The sequence below is a fragment of the Silanimonas algicola genome (genome assembly GCF_054777375.1).
Map to the genome: position 1 here is coordinate 701,783 of NZ_BAAHAS010000002.1, position 15,605 is coordinate 717,387.

Consider the following 15,605-nt stretch of genomic DNA (forward strand, 5'->3'; position numbering starts at 1 on the left):
TGTGCCTCGAAGACCGCGATCAGCCTTCGTTGTCGGCCTCGGCGGCGGTGCCGGGGGCGTCGCCGTCGGCGAGGAACCCGCGGTTGCGCAGCAGGGGTTCGACCACCGGCTCGCGGCCGCGGAAGGCCACGTAGGCCGCCATCGGGTCGCGCAGGTTGCCGGCCGAGAAGACGTAGCGCTTCAGGCGGGCGGCGGTCTCGGGATGGAACAGGTCCCCCGTCTCCGAGAAGGCGTCGAAACCGTCCGAATCCAGGACTTCGGACCACAGGTAGCTGTAGTACCCGGCCGAGTAGCCTCCGGCGAAGATGTGGGCGAAGTGCGGGCTTCGATGCCGCATGGGGATCTCGGGGATGGCCCCGATGCGCGCCAGCGCCTGCGCCTCGAACGCGGCGACGTCGATGCCCTTGGCCTGCTCGGCCGTGAGCGCGTGGAAGTCCATGTCGACGAGGCCCGAGGACAGGAATTCGACCGTGGCGAAGCCCTGGTTGAACTGGCGCGAGGCGATCAGGCGCTGCTGCAGCTCCACCGGCATCGAGGCGCCCGTGGTCTTGTGCGTGGCGAACTTGTTGAGGAAGTGCGGCGTGAGCACGTAGTGCTCGAGGATCTGCGCCGGGAACTCGACGAAATCCCGCGACACCGACGTGCCGGCAAGGCTCGGGTAGTTCACGTCCGACAGCAGCCCGTGCAGGCCGTGGCCCATTTCGTGGAACAGGGTGATGGCGTCGTCCAGGGAAATCGTGGCGATCTCACCCTCGGGGGCGGCCGGGATGTTCATCACGTTGACGATGTGCGGCGTCACCACCCCGTCGAACTTCTCCTGCACGCGGTAGCTGCTCATCCACGCGCCGCCCGACTTGCCCTGGCGTGCGAAGTAATCGCCGTAGAACAGGCCGACGTGCTGGCCCGCGGCGTCCTTGACTTCCCAAACCCGCACGCTGGGGTGGTAGACCGGGATGTCCTCGCGCTCGGTGAACTCGAGGCCGAACAGGCGCTTGGCGAGATAGAACTGCGCGGCAATGAACTGCTCGAGCTGGAAGTAGGGGCGGATCTCGTCCTGGGAGATGTCGAACCGCGCCTTGCGGACCTTTTCGGCGTAGTAGCGCCAATCCCAGCCCTGGAGCGCGTAGTCGCCGCCCTCGCGGGCGATCAGCGCCTGCATGTCGGCGCGTTCCTCCTTGGCGCGGGACAGTGCCGGCTCCCACACTCGGCGCATCAGATCGAGCGCCGCGCCGGGGGTCTTCGCCATCGTGTCGTCGAGCGTGAACTCGGCATGCGAGCCATAGCCCATGATCTGCGCGCGCTCGGCGCGCAACGCGACGATTTCGGCGATGACGCCCTTGTTGTCCTCGCCGTCGTTGTTGTCGCCGCGGAGGGTCCAGGCGCGCCATGCCTGCTCGCGCAGGGCGCGGTCTTCGGCGAAGGTCAGGAACGGCTCGACGCTCGGACGCTGGAGGGTGATGGCGAATTTGCCCTCTTGCCCGCGGGACTTGGCCTCCGCCGCTGCGGCGGCCTTCAGTGGCGCCGGGACGCCGCCCATCTGTGCCTCGTCGAGGAACAGGGCCCACTCGTCCGTGTCCTTCATGAGGTTCTGCTGGAACCGCGAGGACAGGGCGGCGAGGCGTTCGCCGATCGCGGCCACCCGCTCGCGCTGCGCCTCGGTGAGCGCGGCACCGGCGCGCGTGAACTGGAGGTGGTAGCGCTCGACGAGGCGCACCTGTTCAGCATCGAGCGCCGCGTCGGCCCGGCTCTCGAAGACCGACTTCACGCGCGCGAAGAGCGCGGGGTCGAGCAGGATGCGGTTCTGGTGCGCCGCGATCCTGGGCGCCATCTGGGTCTGGATGGCGCGGATGGCGTCGCTGCTGTTGGCCGACGTCATGTTGAAGAAGACCTGGGCGACGCGGTCGAGGTCCCGCCCGGCACGCTCCATCGCCGCGATCGTGTTCTCGAAGTCGGGCGTCGCCGGGTTCCTCGCGATCGCCTCGACCTCCTCGAGGTTGCTCGCCATGGCCGCTTCGAAAGCCGGCACGAAGTGCTCGGGACGGATACGGTCGAAGGGCACGGCACCGTGGGGCGTCGACCATTCGGGCTGGAGGAAGGGGTTGGCCTGCACGGCCGCGGTCGCGGCGGCGGCCGGTGCCTGTGCCTGCGGCGCCGCGCCGGCGGGGAAGGCGAGGATGAGGGTGGCCGCCAGGGCGGCGGCGAGGGTGGTCTTGGTCATGGAAACAGGCAAGGGTGGGTCGAGTCGCGATGCTGCGACCGAAGAGTCGTACCATCGAGGTCGCCTGCGGCGCGTGAGGCCCGGAATTGATTGAGGTCATGTCGGGCGATGCGGCGCGCGGGTCAGCTACGACGACGCCAAGGGAGCCCGACATGCCGATGCCCCACTCGATGTCCGATGCCAAGCCCCGTGGAACGGCTTCCGGCCCGTCCCCCGCACCCTCCCCGTCGAGGCGCGACCGTCGGCATGACGTGCCGGTCACGGGGGTCGAAGTCGAGTTCCGCGACGGCGAAACCATCGTCTCGTCGACCGATCCGCAGGGGCGGATCACCTACGTCAACGGCTACTTCATCGAGATCAGCGGCTACAGCGAGGCCGAGCTGATCGGCCAGCCCCATCGCATGATCCGTCATCCGGACATGCCGGCTGCGGCGTTTGCCGACATGTGGGCCGCGCTGAAGAAGGGCCGTCCGTGGGTCGGGATGGTCAAGAACCGCTGCAAGAACGGCGACCACTACTGGGTGGAAGCGAACGTCGCACCCATCTACGACGCCCAGGGCCGGCTCGAAGGCTACGTCTCGGTGCGGCGGAAGCCGACCCGGGCGCAGGTGGCCGAGGCGGAGGGCCGGTATCGCGACATCCGCGACGGCCGGCTGTCGCGCTTCGAGATCGAGAACGGCGTGGTTCACCCCCCCAGCCTCGCCCGGGCGCTCAATCCGCTGTGGCGGTTGACCCTGACCTCCCGCCTCTTCCTCCTGGCCCTGTTCGGCGTCGGGGCGGCGGGTGCGCTGCTGTGGCTTCAGGCCAAGGGCGCCTCCTCGGCCACCCTCGTCGCCTTGTGGCTGGCCAGCGGCGCCTTCGCCACGTACTCGGCCTGGTGGCTTTCCAGAGACGTCGTCGGCCGTCTCGCGCGGGCCAAGGCGCTGTTCCACGAGATCGCGGCCGAGAAGCACGACGGTGTCGTGGATATCTCCCGGGCCGACGAGGTCGGCGCGGTGCTCCTCGGACTGAAGTCGCTGCAGGTCCGGCTCGAGTTCAGCACGCAACGCCTCCGCCGCGAGGCGGCCGCCTCGTCGCGCATCAACCAGGCGCTCGACATGGCGGCGACGAACATCATGGTCGCCGATCGCCGCTTCAACATCGTCTTCGCCAACAGGGCCGTCCTCGAAACCTTCCGCCGCCACGAGGCCCGCATCGCCTCGGCGATCCCCGGCTTTACCGCCGATTCGATCGTCGGCTCGTCCATCGATCGCTTCCACGAAGACCCGGCACGCCAACGCGCCATGCTTGCCGGGATGAAGGCCCCGCATCGCGGCCAGGTGGTGATATCGGGGCTGATCTTCGATCTGGTCGTGACGCCGGCATTCGGCCATGCGGGACTGTTGATCGGCTATGTCGTGGAGTGGAAGGACCGCACCGAGGAAATCGCCATCGAGCGCGAGGTGCAAGACGTGGTCGAGGCGGCGAGCCGGGGCGAGCTCGGGCACCGGATCGACACCGCCAGCAAGGCGGGCTACGTGCGCCAGCTCGGCGAAGGCATCAACCGCGTGCTCGGCATCTTCGAGGACATCACCGCCAAACTGCAGGCGTTCATGGCCGGCCTCGCCCATGGCGACCTGCGCGTTCGCATGGAGCAGCGCTACGAGGGGGCGTTCGGCCGCATGGCGGCGGACGCCAACAGGACGGTGGAGGAGCTCGCGGACATCGTCGGCCGCATCCAGGACGCCGTCGGGGTGTTCCGCACCGTGTCGTCGGAACTCGCGGCCGGCAACAGCGACCTGCAGGCGCGCACCGAGCAGCAGGCCGCCAGCCTCGAGGAGACCGCCTCGTCGATGGAGGAACTCACGGCGACGGTGCAGCAGAACGCCGAGAATGCCCGCACCGCGAAGAGGCTTTCGGAAGGCGTCGGGCGCATCGCGCAGGAGGGGGGGCACGTCGCTGCGGAAGCGGTCGATGCCATGGCGCAGGTGGCCGAAGCCTCCCGGAAGATCGAGGACATCATCACGGTGATGGACGGCATCGCCTTCCAGACGAACATCCTCGCCCTCAATGCCGCGGTGGAGGCGGCCCGTGCCGGGGAACAGGGGCGTGGCTTCGCCGTCGTGGCCTCCGAGGTGCGCGCGCTGGCGCAGCGCAGCGCGGCCTCGGCCAAGGAGATCAAGTCCCTGATCGCGCACTCGGTCGAGGCGGTGCGCGGCGGTTCCGAGAAGGTGTCCCAGGCCGGGGCGTCGATCCGTGCCCTGGTCTCCGAAGTCGAGAAGATGGGGCATCTCGTCGCCGAGATCAGCGCCGCCAGCGAGGAGCAGGCGCAGGGCATCGTCACCGTGAACCAGACCGTGAGCCAGCTCGACACGGCCACCCAGCAGAACGCCGCCTTGGTGGAGGAGGCGAGTGCCTCGGCCCGCGCGCTCGAAGACCAGAGCAACCAGCTGGGTCAAGCGGCCGCCAGCTTCCGCTTGCAGTGAGCCCGCTGCGACCCGGACTCAGTCCGGGTCGTAGTCGAGGTTGGGCGCCAGCCAGCGCTCGGCCTGCTCCAGCGCGATGCCCTTTCGCTTCGCGTAGTCGGCCACCTGCTCACGCGAGAGCCGGCCGACCACGAAGTACTGGCTGTCGGGGTGGCTGAAGTACAGGCCGCTCACCGCCGAAGCCGGGTACATCGCGAAGTTCTCGGTGAGCGAGAGGCCGATGCGCTGTTCCGCCTGCAGCAGGTCGAAGATCGTCCGCTTTTCGCTGTGCTCGGGGCAAGCCGGGTAGCCCGGGGCCGGACGGATGCCGCGGTAGTCCTCGCGGATGAAGGCCTCGTTGTCGAAGGCCTCGTCTGCCGCATAGCCCCACAGCCGGGTGCGCACCTCGCGGTGCAGCCATTCGGCGCAGGCCTCGGCGAAGCGGTCGGCCAAGGCCTTCAACAGGATGGCGTTGTAGTCGTCGTGGGCGGCCTCGAAGCGCGCCACGTGCGGCTCGATGCCGATGCCGGCGTTCACGGCGAACGCGCCGACCCAGTCGCCATGGCCGGACGGGGCGATGAAATCGGCCAACGCGAGGTTCGGGCGGGTGTCCGGTTTGTCGGCCTGCTGTCGGAGCGTGTGCAGGGTGGCGAGGCGCTGCGCCGGCTGTGCCGGGTCGAAGACGGCGATGTCGTCGCCCTCCTGCGCGGCGGGCCACAGCCCGGCCACGGCCTTGGCCGTCAGCCACTTCTCCGCGATCACCGTGTCGAGCATGGCTTGCGCGTCGCGCCAGAGTTCACGGGCCTGCGCGCCGACCACCGCATCGTCGAGGATCTGCGGGAAGCGCCCGGCGAGTTCCCAGGTCTGGAAGAACGGCGTCCAGTCGATGAAGTCGCGCAGCGTGGCCAAGGGCACGTCGTCGAACACGGTCACGCCAGGTGACGCGGGCTGCGGTGGGGCGTAGGCCGACCAGTCGGGCGCGAAGCGCTTGGCGCGGGCGCGCTCCAATGGCATCAGGGGCTTGGCGTCGCCCCGGTTGGCGTGGCGGCGGCGCACGTCCTCGTAGTCCGCCACGATGCCGGCCATGAAGGGTTCGCGCAGGTCCTTGGAGAGCAGCGACTGCGCGACGCCGACGGCGCGCGAGGCGTCCTTCACCCACACCACCGGCTCGGCGTAGTGCGGGTCGATCTTCAGCGCGGTGTGCGCGCGGCTGGTGGTCGCGCCGCCGATCATCAGCGGCACGGTGAAGCCCTGCCGCTTCATCTCCTTGGCGACGTGGCTCATCTCCTCCAGCGACGGCGTGATCAGGCCGGACAGGCCGATCAGATCAACGTTCTCCTCGCGAGCGCGGTCGAGGATCGTCTGCGCCGGCACCATCACCCCGAGGTCGATCACGTCGAAGTTGTTGCAGCCGAGCACGACGCCGACGATGTTCTTGCCGATGTCGTGCACGTCGCCCTTCACCGTGGCCATCAGAATCTTGCCGCGCTGCTTGGCGTCGCCGCCGGCGGCGGCCTTCTCGGCCTCGAGGTAGGGCAGCAGCACGGCCACGGCCTTCTTCATCACCCGGGCCGACTTCACCACCTGGGGCAGGAACATCTTCCCGGCACCGAACAGGTCGCCGACCACGTTCATGCCGGCCATCAGCGGGCCTTCGATGACGTCGAGTGGTCGGCCCAAGGCCTGCCGCGCCTCTTCGGTGTCGCCCTCGATGAAGGCATCGATGCCGTGGACGAGGGCGTGCTTGAGGCGTTCCACCACCGGCAGTTCGCGCCACGCGGCGTCCTCGACCTTCACCTCGCCCTTCTTGCCCTTGTAGCGGTCGGCGATGGCGAGCAGGCGCTCGGTGGCGTCGGGGCGGCGGTTCAGCACCACGTCCTCGACGCGCTCGCGCAGTTCCGCGTCGAGGTCGTCGACCAGCGCCAGGGCGCCGGCGTTGACGATGCCGAAGTCCATGCCCGCGCGGATGGCGTGGTAAAGGAAAACGGCGTGGATGGCTTCGCGCACGTGGTTGTTGCCGCGGAACGCGAAGCTGACGTTGGAGACGCCGCCGGAGACGTGGGCGAGGGGGAAGCGCGCCTTGATCGCCCGCGTCGCCTCGATGAAGGCGACGGCGTAGTCGTCGTGCTCCTCGATGCCCGTGGCGATGGCGAAGATGTTGGGGTCGAAGATGATGTCTTCGGGCGCGATGCCGGCGCGTTCCGTCAGCAGCGCGTAGGCGCGCGAGCAGATCTCGACCTTGCGCTCGAAGGTGTCGGCCTGGCCCTGCTCGTCGAAAGCCATGACGACCACGGCCGCGCCGTAGCGGCGCAGCAGCTCGGCCTGGCGCAGGAACTCGGCTTCGCCTTCCTTCAGCGAGATCGAATTGACGATCGGCTTGCCCTGGACGTTCTTCAGGCCGGTCTCGATCACGCTCCACTTGGAGGAGTCGATCATCACCGGCACTTTGGCGATGTCCGGCTCGCCGGCGATCAGGCGCAGGAAGCGGCCCATCGCGGCTTCGGCATCGAGCATGCCCTCGTCCATGTTGATGTCGATGACCTGCGCGCCATTCTCCACCTGCTGGCGGGCGACCACGAGCGCCTCGTCGAAGCGGCCCTCGAGGATCAGCTTCTTGAACTGCGCCGAGCCCGTGACATTGGTGCGCTCGCCGACGTTGACGAAGTTGCTCTCCGGCGTGATGACCGACGGCTCCAGGCCCGAGAGGCGCATGTGGGGGGTCAGCGAGGGCAGGGCGCGCGGCGGCAGGCCGGCCACGGCCCGGGCGATGGCGGCGATGTGCTCGGGCGTGGTGCCGCAGCAGCCACCCACGATATTGAGCAAGCCGGCCTCGGCGAACTCGCGCAGCACGCCGGAGGTTTCTCCCGGCTGCTCGTCGTAGCCGCCGAAGGCGTTCGGCAGGCCGGCGTTCGGATGGCAACTGATCGCGCATTCGGCCACCGAGGACAGCACATCGATGTGGGCGCGAAGGTCGCGGGCGCCGAGGGCGCAGTTCAGGCCGATCGACAGGGGCTTCGCGTGGCGCAGCGAATACCAGAACGCTTCCGCCGTCTGGCCCGAGAGCGTGCGGCCGGAGCGGTCGGTGATGGTGCCGGAGATCATCACCGGCCAGCGGGCGCCATGCGCCGCGAACATCGTCTCCAGCGCGAAGACGGCAGCTTTCGCATTCAGCGTGTCGAAGATGGTCTCGACCATCAGGACGTCGGCGCCGCCTTCGACGAGGGCTTCGGCGGCCTCGCGGTACTGCGCTACCAGGCTGTCGAAATCGATGTTGCGGAACGATGGATCGTTGACGTCCGGTGAGATGGAGGCCGTGCGCGGCGTCGGGCCGAGCACGCCAACGACGAAGCGAGGCTTCGTCGGGTCACGGGCTTCGAACTCGGCGCAGGCCGCCTTGGCGAGCTTGGCCGCCTCGCGGTTCAGCTCGGGCACGAGGTGCTCGAGACGGTAGTCGCCCTGGGCGACCCGCGTGCCGTTGAAGGTGTTGGTCTCGATCAGGTCGGCGCCGGCCTCGAGATAGGCCCGATGGATGCCGGCGATCACCTCGGGCTTGGTCAGCACCAGCAGGTCGTTGTTGCCTTTCAGGTCGCTGCCGCAGCCGCACCCTTCGCCGTGCTCGTGGTCGGGCGCCAAGTGTGCGCGCTCGTGGCCGGAGGGGATGTCGCTGGCCCTGGGCGAGAACTGCAGGCCATCGAAGCCCTGTTTGAAGCGCTCGCCGCGGTAGTCGGCTTCGGTGAGCTGGTGTTTTTGCACCATCGTGCCCATCGCGCCGTCGAGTACGAGGATCCGCGATGCCATCGCGTCGAGCAGCTGCAGGACGCGGTTCGCATGCTTCCAGGGCAGGTCGCTCATCCGCGCTTGCGCTCCGGCGAGAGGCCCGGCTTGTGCGCGATGAGGCTGATCACCTCGAAGTGGGGCGGCCGCTTCTCCTTCGCGACGACCTCGCAGACGCGCACCTCGAGCCCCGCTTTCTCCGCAAGCTTGCGCAGTTCCTTTTCGGTGAAGCCGAGGTTGAGGTGGCCATAAGGCTCGACCGCGGCTTGATGCTCGTGTCTGGCGAGGCAGGTCGCGAGCAGGCGCCCCCCTGGGCGCAAGGCGCGCGCCGCTTCGGTCAGGGCCTTGGCCGGCTTTTCGGCATAGGTCAGGGCGTGCATCAAAAGCACGAGGTCGAACGCCGCATCGTCGCAGTCGATGGCATGCATGTCGCCCTCACGCAGCTCGACGTGCGCGTACTTCGACAGCCGCTCGCGTGCCGCGGCGATCACCTTCGGGCTCGCGTCGATGCACAGGTAGCGCCGCGCGTGCGGGGCCAGCATCTCCGCCATCAGGCCGTCGCCGGAGGCGATATCGAGGACATCCACGGGTTCCAGCAGGGGCAGGGCACTGCGGGCCAGCGCTTCCCACGTGCGGCCGGGGGAGTAGTGGCGCTCCATGTCGCCGGCCACGGAATCGGCCCAGTTCTGGTCCGAGGCGCGGGCCGCCAGCACCGTGGGCAGGCGTTCGGCGTCCTGACGGAGCAGCGGATCGTTGGCGCCATCGCGCAACGTGCGCCAGAGCGCGGCCTCCGCGGGCTCCAGCGCGTCGTTGAACCGGTAGTAGGCCGACACGCCGGCACGACGGTCGACGACCAGCGCCGCCTCGCGCAGCTTCGCGAGGTGCGTCGACACGCGCGGCTGCGCCAGGTGCGTGATCGTCGCCAGCTCGGCGACGGTGAGCTCCTCGCGTTCGACGAGGGCCAGCAGGCGCACGCGGGTAGGGTCGGCCAGCACCTTCAGGCAATCCGACCAGGCTTGCAGGTCCATATGTATCTTTTTATCCGAATCCAGCGATGAACTAGTCTGGAGGCCGCTTCAGGCCGGGTCAAGGCGCGCCTTCACCCCGGCACCATGCCGTGGGGTATGGGTCAGCGGTTACACTCGCGACTTTCCGTTTGCCGACCGGGGTGTGCTGTGGATTTCGGATTCACTGAAGAGCAGTTGATGATTCAGGACGTGGCCCGTCGTATCGCGCAGGAGAAGATCGCGCCGAGCGCCGAGCACCATGACCGCACGGGCGAGTTCCCGTTGGAGAACATCCGCATCCTCGGCGAGAACGGCCTGATGGGCATCGAGGTGCCCACGGAGTACGGCGGCGCCGGCATGGATCCGATCAGCTACGTGCTGGCCATGATCGAGATCGCCGCCGCCGACTGCGCGCACAGCACCATTGTCTCGGTGAACAACTCGCTGTTCTGCAACGGCATCCTGAAGTTCGGCACCGAGGCGCAGAAGCAGAAATACGTCCGCGCGATCGCCGAGGGCAAGGAGATCGGCGCCTTCGCGCTGACCGAACCGCAGTCGGGCTCCGATGCCACGGCCATGCGCTGCCGCGCGGTGAAGCAGGCCGACGGTACGTACGTGATCAACGGCAAGAAGAGCTGGATCACTTCAGGTCCGGTCGCCAAGTACATCATCCTGTTCGCGATGACCGACCCGTCGAAGGGCGCCAAGGGCATCACCGCCTTCATGGTCGACACCGCCAAGCCGGGCTTCTTCCGCGGCAAGACCGAACCGAAGCTCGGCATCCGCGCCTCCGCCACCTGCGAGATCGAGTTCCAGGACTACGTGGCCACCGCCGAGGAAGTCGTCGGCGTGGAGGGCGAGGGCTTCAAGATCGCGATGGGCGTCCTGGATGCAGGCCGCATCGGCATCGCCTCGCAGGCCGTGGGCCTGGCCCGCGCGGCCTACGAGGCCAGCGTGGCTTACGTGAAAGAGCGCAAGAGCTTCGGCCAGGCGATCGGCAGTTTCCAGATGATCCAGGCCAAGATCGCCGACATGAAGTGCAAGCTCGACGCGGCGGAGATCCTCACGCTGAAGGCGGCATGGGCGAAGACGCAGGCCGACAAGACCGGCGGCCGCTTCAGCACCGAGGCGTCAGTGGCCAAGCTCACGGCTTCGGAAGCGGCGATGTGGATCACCCACGCGGCGGTCCAGATCCACGGCGGCATGGGCTATTCGAAGGAAATGCCGCTGGAGCGCTACTTCCGCGATGCCAAGATCACCGAGATCTACGAAGGCACCAGCGAAATCCAGCGCCTCGTCATCGCCCGCAACGAAACCGGGCTGCGCTGAGTCCCCACGGCCGCGCCAGCCCCCCCTTTCGTCCCGATGGATGTCGACGTTCTCGTCGTCGGCGCCGGCCTTGCCGGCGCGTCGGCCGCGCGGTCGTTGCATGACGCCGGGCGCACGGTCCTTGCCCTCGACAAGGGCCGCGGCCCGGGGGGGCGGCTGAGTACGCGCCGAGCAGGCACCGGTTCGTTCGACCACGGAGCGGCTTGGCTGCAGGCCCGCACATCGGCTTTCGACGCTTGGTTGTCGACCGAAACCGCGGCGGGGCGAGCCGGCGTGTGGCGTTCCGGTCATGTCGGGATTCCCGGCATGAACGCCCTCGTCGCTGGGCTGCTCGATGGGCTGGCACCGCGATGGTCCGTGGCGGTCGCGGTGCTGCGTCACGATGCGGGACGATGGTGCGCCGTCGATGCGGATGGTCGCGTGGTCGGCGTTGCTCCGGCCGTCGTGCTCGCGATCCCGGCACCCCAGGCCGCCACGCTGCTGCGGAACAGTGCAGCCCCCTTGGGTACCTCGCACGCCGCGGCGGCGATGGCCCTTGCCGGCATCCGCTATTCGCCCTGTTGGGCGGCCTTGCTTGCCGTCGACGTCGAGGCGGCTGGCCGGGTGGGGGAGCGCGTTTCCGATGATGTCGTCGAGGCGATCTACCGCGAAGCGGACAAGCCTGGACGCGCGGACTCGGGCCATTGGGTTGTGCATGCCAGTGCCGAGTGGAGCGAGGCGAACCTCGAGGCGGACGCGGGCGACATCGCCCGCCGTCTGAAAGAGGCCTTCGTCGCGCGAACCGGCGTCGACGCCGCCGCGATCCGCAACGTGTCGGCGCATCGTTGGCGCTACGCCCGGCCCCTGGATCGGATCGATCCGGTGCCCCTCGAGGCTCCCGGCCTGGTGTTCGCGGGCGACGCCTTCGGGCCGCCGGAGACCTCGACCATGGCGCCCGCGGAGCGGGCGTGGGTGTCGGGGCGTGCCGCCGCCAAGCGGCTTCTCGCCGAGGTTCAGCCGAAGTCGTAGTTCATCGCCGGTCCGGCCGCCGCCAGGAAGTCGCCCTCCACGTAGTCCACGCCGATGCCGAAGAGCACGGTCATGCTTGCGGCGTCCTGCACGTAATGCACCACGCAGGTCTTCCCGAGCTCGCGGGCCTTCTCGGCGAACTCGCGCACCTTCGCCTGGTTCTCGCCGTTCTTCGACAGGTCGGTGATATAGCTGCGATCGATCTTCACCACGTCGGCATCGATGTGTTGCAGCAGCTGGAACGAATTGAGGCCCGTTCCGAAATGCTCGAGGGCGAGGCGGACGCCCGCGGCATGCAGTGTCTGGGCGAAGGCCTGGATCGCCTTCAAGTGGGTGAAAACGGCCGGCTCGTGCAACTGCAGCACGAGCAGTCCGCCCGGGATGCCCGCTGCCTTCACCGCCTCCACGATTTCCGCGGCAAGCCGGTCGTTCGCGGAGATGCTCTCCGGGCCGAGTTTCACGTACAGGGTCGTATCCTTCCGGGCGGCTTTGCGCTCGGCGATGACCGCGATGGCGCGATGGATGACCCAGCGGTCGATGTCCGGCCCGAGGCCTTGCTCAAGGGCGAGGGGCAGGAACGTCGAGGGGTTGATGATCTCCCCGCCGTTACCCTTCAGGCGCAGGTAGGCCTCATAGGTCTCGCCGGGCTCGCCGTTGAGGCTGATGATGGGCTGGTAGTGCAGCACGAAGCCGTCGTTGTCCAAGGCGTCGCGAAGACGTTGCACCCAGGCCTGGATGCGCTCTTCCTCGGCGCGGTCGCGGGCGGCGGGATCGTGGATCTCGATCCGGTCGCCACCCACGCCCATCGCCGACTGAAGGCTCGTTTCGGCGCGACTGAGGACGGGGCCGATCTGCGCATTGCGCTCCCCGATCTGGACGCCGCCCACGCTGACGGTCAGCGTCAGCGACCGGTCGCCCACCTCGAGGATCTTGCCCTGGAAGGCCGCGCGGATCCTCTCGGCGCGGACCTGGCTGGCCTTGTGGTCGTGGAGCCGGCAGATCACGGCGAAGCGGTGGTCCGACAGCCGGCCCGCCATGGTGGTGTCGTCGAGGGCCGTCCCGAGCCGTTCGCAGAACGCCTTGAGGAACTCGTCGGCCTGCGCCATGCCGATGGTGCCGACGAGGGTTTCATAGTTGTCCGGCTCCACCAGCAGCAGGGCCTGGTGGTGCCGTCCGCCGGCCGCGGCCGCGACCACGCGCTCCAGCTCACCCATGAAGTGGGCACGGTTGGCGAGGCCGGTAAGCGGGTCGCGCAGGCGCAGCGCCTCCAGCTCGGCCGCCATCGAGGCGTCGACCATTTGCGGCCGGAACACGATCTGCAGGCAGGGCTCGCCCTCGTACGAGGCAGGCGTGAACTCCATCAACGCGTCGAACTCTCCGCCCGTCGCATCCATCGCCTTGATTTCGAGCTGGCTCGGAGGGGTTTCCCCTTTCGACAAACGCTTCAGCAGGTCCTTGAAGGACGAGGCGTGCGACGAGGCGATCAGGTCGAGGACCGACAGGCCTTCGATGTCCTCGAAGCTCTCGTAGCCGAACATCTCGAGGTAGGCCTCGTTGGCCCGGATGTGCATGCCTTCATGGATGTAGGCGATCGGATCGCGCGAGGAGTTGATCAACGCGTCGCAGCGCCGCTCGGTCTCGCGGAGCTGTGCTTCCAGCACGCGGACGGCGCGTCGGGTCCGGACGAACTCGGCCTCCGCGCGCACGACGGTCTGCGCCTGGGCCGGCTGGTCGCGCAGCACGACGTCGCGTGCGCCCCGCTTCAACGCATCGAGCAGCCCGCTCTCGGTGAGTCCCTCCAGTACGGCGAGTACGGGCAGGTCCTTGCCGCTGCTTTCCACCTCGCGCACGACCGCGTCGAACGGGATCGTGGCGGCATCCATGGCGGCCACGACCAGGTCGATGCTCTGCGTCGACAGCAGATTGCGCAGGTCGTCCAGATGGTCCGGACGTTGCGGGCGCACGGCCATGCCGCCGTTGCGGAGCATGCTGGTGAGCTGCTCGGCGTCCTCCAGGCGGTCGTCGACCAGGAGAAGGCGCAGGACGGCGTCGTTCGTGGGCATTCGGGCTCCGGGGGTCGCATCGGTATCCCGTCCGAGTATACGGACAGCGCAACGCCTCGCGGCCCCTGCCGTCGCGTCAGGCCGGGGTCTTGCCAGGCTGCCCCGGGATTTCGCGGACGAGCGTCGGCACGAGATAGCCCGGAAGTCGCGCGTGGATGGCCGCGCGCAGGGCGAGGGCCTCGGCTTCCGGCACTTCGAAATGCGCCGTGCCGTGCACGCGGTCAAGCAGGTGCAGGTAATAGGGCAGGACCCCGGCCTCGAAGAGGGACTCCGACAAGGCGACCAAGGCGTCCGCGTCGTCGTTCACCCCGCGCATCAGCACGGACTGGTTCAACAGGTGGACCCCGCGCTGGCGCAGGGATTGGCAGGCGTCGCGGACCGACGCGTCGATCTCGTTGGCATGGTTCGCGTGGACCACCATCACCACCGGCCAGGGCAGGGCGCCGATCCAGTCGAGGCATTCGCGGTCGATCCGTTCCGGCAACACGATCGGAAGCCGGGTGTGGAGGCGCAGCCGGGTGACCTGCGGAAGGTCGCGCAGCGCATCGGTCAACTCGGCCAGCTTGGCCGTGGAAAGGCTCAACGGATCGCCGCCGGAGAGGATCACTTCACGCACCGACGGATCGGCGCGCAAGTAGTCGAGGGCCGAGGCCCAGCCGCCCGCCGCCGCAGTCTCGTCGGCATAGGGGAAATGCCGGCGGAAGCAGTAGCGGCAGTGGATGGCGCAGCTTCCCGTGGCGATCAGCAGGGCGCGGCCGTCGTACTTGTGGATGACGCCGGTGCCCCCTTTGGCGGCACCATCACCCACGGCATCGAGGCTGAAGCCCGGTACGAGGCGGTCTTCCTCGTCGATGGGCAGCACCTGCCGCAGCAGGGGGTCGGCCGGGTCGCCGTGGCGCATGCGGGCGGCGTAGCCGCGCGGCACCCGCAACGGGAATTGCGCCTGCGCCGTGGCCGAGACGCGCGCCGCCAGGGCCGGAAGGCCCAGGCCTTCCAGCAGTTCGACGGGGTCGCGAAGGGCCTCGCGCCACAGGGCCTGCCAACGGGCCGGCTGCCGGGCGGCGGCGGGAACGGGTATCATCTCGGGTCTTTACGCGCGGCCCGACCGGGCCGTGAAGCCCCGCATTCTAAAGGTTCAGGAGCACCCGCATGGCCAGCTACGGCATGAATGACGTCAAGAACGGCATGAAGATCATCGTCAACAACGAGCCGTGCGTCATCACCGAGACGGAATACGTCAAGCCGGGCAAGGGCCAGGCCTTCACCCGCGTGAAGTACCGCTTCATCAAGACCGGCCGCGTGGTCGAAATGACCATGAAGGCCACCGACAACGTCGAGGCCGCCGACGTCGTCGACACCGACATGCAGTACCTCTACAACGACGGCGAATTCTGGCACTTCATGCAGCAGGAGACCTTCGAGCAGGTGCAGGCCGACGCCGCTGGCGTGGGTGACACCGCGAAGTGGATCAAGGGCGAGGAGCCCTGCGTCGTCACGCTTTGGAACGGCACCCCGATCGCCGTGCAGGCGCCGAACTTCGTCGAGCTGAAGATCATCGAAACCGACCCGGGCGTCCGTGGCGACACCTCGGGCGGCGGTGGCAAGCCGGCCAAGCTGGAAACCGGCGCGGTCGTGCGCGTGCCGCTGTTCGTCGGCCAGGACGAAGTCATCAAGGTCGACACCCGCACCGGTGAGTACGTCAGCCGCGTCAAGTAATCGCGTACGCCAGCCTCTGGCGTCATCGCCCCGCCACGGCGGGGCC

At 68.5% G+C, this 15,605-nt stretch carries 9 protein-coding genes; 4 read left to right on the plus strand and 5 right to left on the minus strand.

The window, feature by feature from the left end; all coding sequences use genetic code 11:
* Positions 1–19 precede the first annotated feature (19 nt).
* On the minus strand, positions 20–2,218 hold the full coding sequence (locus ACYVAK_RS08450; protein ID WP_461059865.1) for a M3 family metallopeptidase: 2,199 nt from the start codon (positions 2,216–2,218) through the stop codon (positions 20–22).
* 152 nt (positions 2,219–2,370) lie between these two features.
* Between ACYVAK_RS08450 and ACYVAK_RS08455 the strand changes: the two genes are divergently transcribed.
* The gene (locus tag ACYVAK_RS08455) at positions 2,371–4,683 is read left to right on the plus strand and encodes a methyl-accepting chemotaxis protein (RefSeq protein ID WP_461059867.1); all 2,313 of its coding nucleotides are present in this window, start codon (positions 2,371–2,373) and stop codon (positions 4,681–4,683) included.
* A gap of 18 nt (positions 4,684–4,701) precedes the next feature.
* Here ACYVAK_RS08455 and metH read toward each other — a convergent pair whose 3' ends face one another.
* Positions 4,702–8,514 carry a methionine synthase gene (gene metH / locus ACYVAK_RS08460; RefSeq protein WP_461059869.1) on the minus strand — a complete coding sequence of 1,271 codons (3,813 nt, stop codon included), beginning with the start codon at positions 8,512–8,514 and terminating at the stop codon, positions 4,702–4,704.
* Positions 8,511–9,464 carry an ArsR/SmtB family transcription factor gene (locus ACYVAK_RS08465; protein WP_461059871.1) on the minus strand — a complete coding sequence of 318 codons (954 nt, stop codon included), beginning with the start codon at positions 9,462–9,464 and terminating at the stop codon, positions 8,511–8,513. The genes metH and ACYVAK_RS08465 overlap by 4 nt, the downstream gene beginning before the upstream one ends.
* A gap of 96 nt (positions 9,465–9,560) precedes the next feature.
* On the opposite strand from ACYVAK_RS08465, the gene ACYVAK_RS08470 reads away from it, so the two are divergent.
* Together ACYVAK_RS08470 and ACYVAK_RS08475 are read left to right on the plus strand one after the other, a co-directional pair.
* A complete protein-coding gene (locus ACYVAK_RS08470) occupies positions 9,561–10,772 on the plus strand; it encodes an acyl-CoA dehydrogenase family protein (RefSeq protein ID WP_461059873.1) in 1,212 nt (403 codons plus the stop codon).
* Positions 10,773–10,808: 36 nt separating this feature from the next.
* Positions 10,809–11,780, plus strand: coding sequence for an NAD(P)/FAD-dependent oxidoreductase (locus ACYVAK_RS08475; RefSeq protein ID WP_461059875.1), 972 nt, complete (start codon positions 10,809–10,811; stop codon positions 11,778–11,780).
* Here the strand turns inward: ACYVAK_RS08475 and ACYVAK_RS08480 are convergent.
* Both ACYVAK_RS08480 and epmB read right to left on the minus strand, forming a co-directional pair.
* Entirely contained in the window at positions 11,765–13,843 is a 2,079-nt protein-coding gene (locus ACYVAK_RS08480) for an EAL domain-containing protein (protein WP_461059877.1), read from the minus strand. The two genes, ACYVAK_RS08475 and ACYVAK_RS08480, sit on opposite strands and share 16 nt — an antisense overlap.
* A gap of 76 nt (positions 13,844–13,919) precedes the next feature.
* Positions 13,920–14,924, minus strand: coding sequence for an EF-P beta-lysylation protein EpmB (epmB, locus tag ACYVAK_RS08485; protein ID WP_461059879.1), 1,005 nt, complete (start codon positions 14,922–14,924; stop codon positions 13,920–13,922).
* Between the two features lie 68 nt (positions 14,925–14,992).
* On the opposite strand from epmB, the gene efp reads away from it, so the two are divergent.
* Positions 14,993–15,559 carry an elongation factor P gene (efp, locus tag ACYVAK_RS08490; protein ID WP_461059881.1) on the plus strand — a complete coding sequence of 189 codons (567 nt, stop codon included), beginning with the start codon at positions 14,993–14,995 and terminating at the stop codon, positions 15,557–15,559.
* Positions 15,560–15,605 lie beyond the last annotated feature (46 nt).

Bases quoted from the DNA above. Each gene is read 5' to 3' on its own strand.
- ACYVAK_RS08450 (WP_461059865.1), bottom strand. From the start codon at position 2,218: ATGACCAAGACCACCCTCGCCGCCGCCCTGGCGGCCACCCTCATCCTC.
- ACYVAK_RS08455 (WP_461059867.1), top strand. From the start codon at position 2,371: ATGCCGATGCCCCACTCGATGTCCGATGCCAAGCCCCGTGGAACGGCT.
- metH (WP_461059869.1), bottom strand. From the start codon at position 8,514: ATGAGCGACCTGCCCTGGAAGCATGCGAACCGCGTCCTGCAGCTGCTC.
- ACYVAK_RS08465 (WP_461059871.1), bottom strand. From the start codon at position 9,464: ATGGACCTGCAAGCCTGGTCGGATTGCCTGAAGGTGCTGGCCGACCCT.
- ACYVAK_RS08470 (WP_461059873.1), top strand. From the start codon at position 9,561: ATGGGTCAGCGGTTACACTCGCGACTTTCCGTTTGCCGACCGGGGTGT.
- ACYVAK_RS08475 (WP_461059875.1), top strand. From the start codon at position 10,809: ATGGATGTCGACGTTCTCGTCGTCGGCGCCGGCCTTGCCGGCGCGTCG.
- ACYVAK_RS08480 (WP_461059877.1), bottom strand. From the start codon at position 13,843: ATGCCCACGAACGACGCCGTCCTGCGCCTTCTCCTGGTCGACGACCGC.
- epmB (WP_461059879.1), bottom strand. From the start codon at position 14,924: ATGATACCCGTTCCCGCCGCCGCCCGGCAGCCGGCCCGTTGGCAGGCC.
- efp (WP_461059881.1), top strand. From the start codon at position 14,993: ATGGCCAGCTACGGCATGAATGACGTCAAGAACGGCATGAAGATCATC.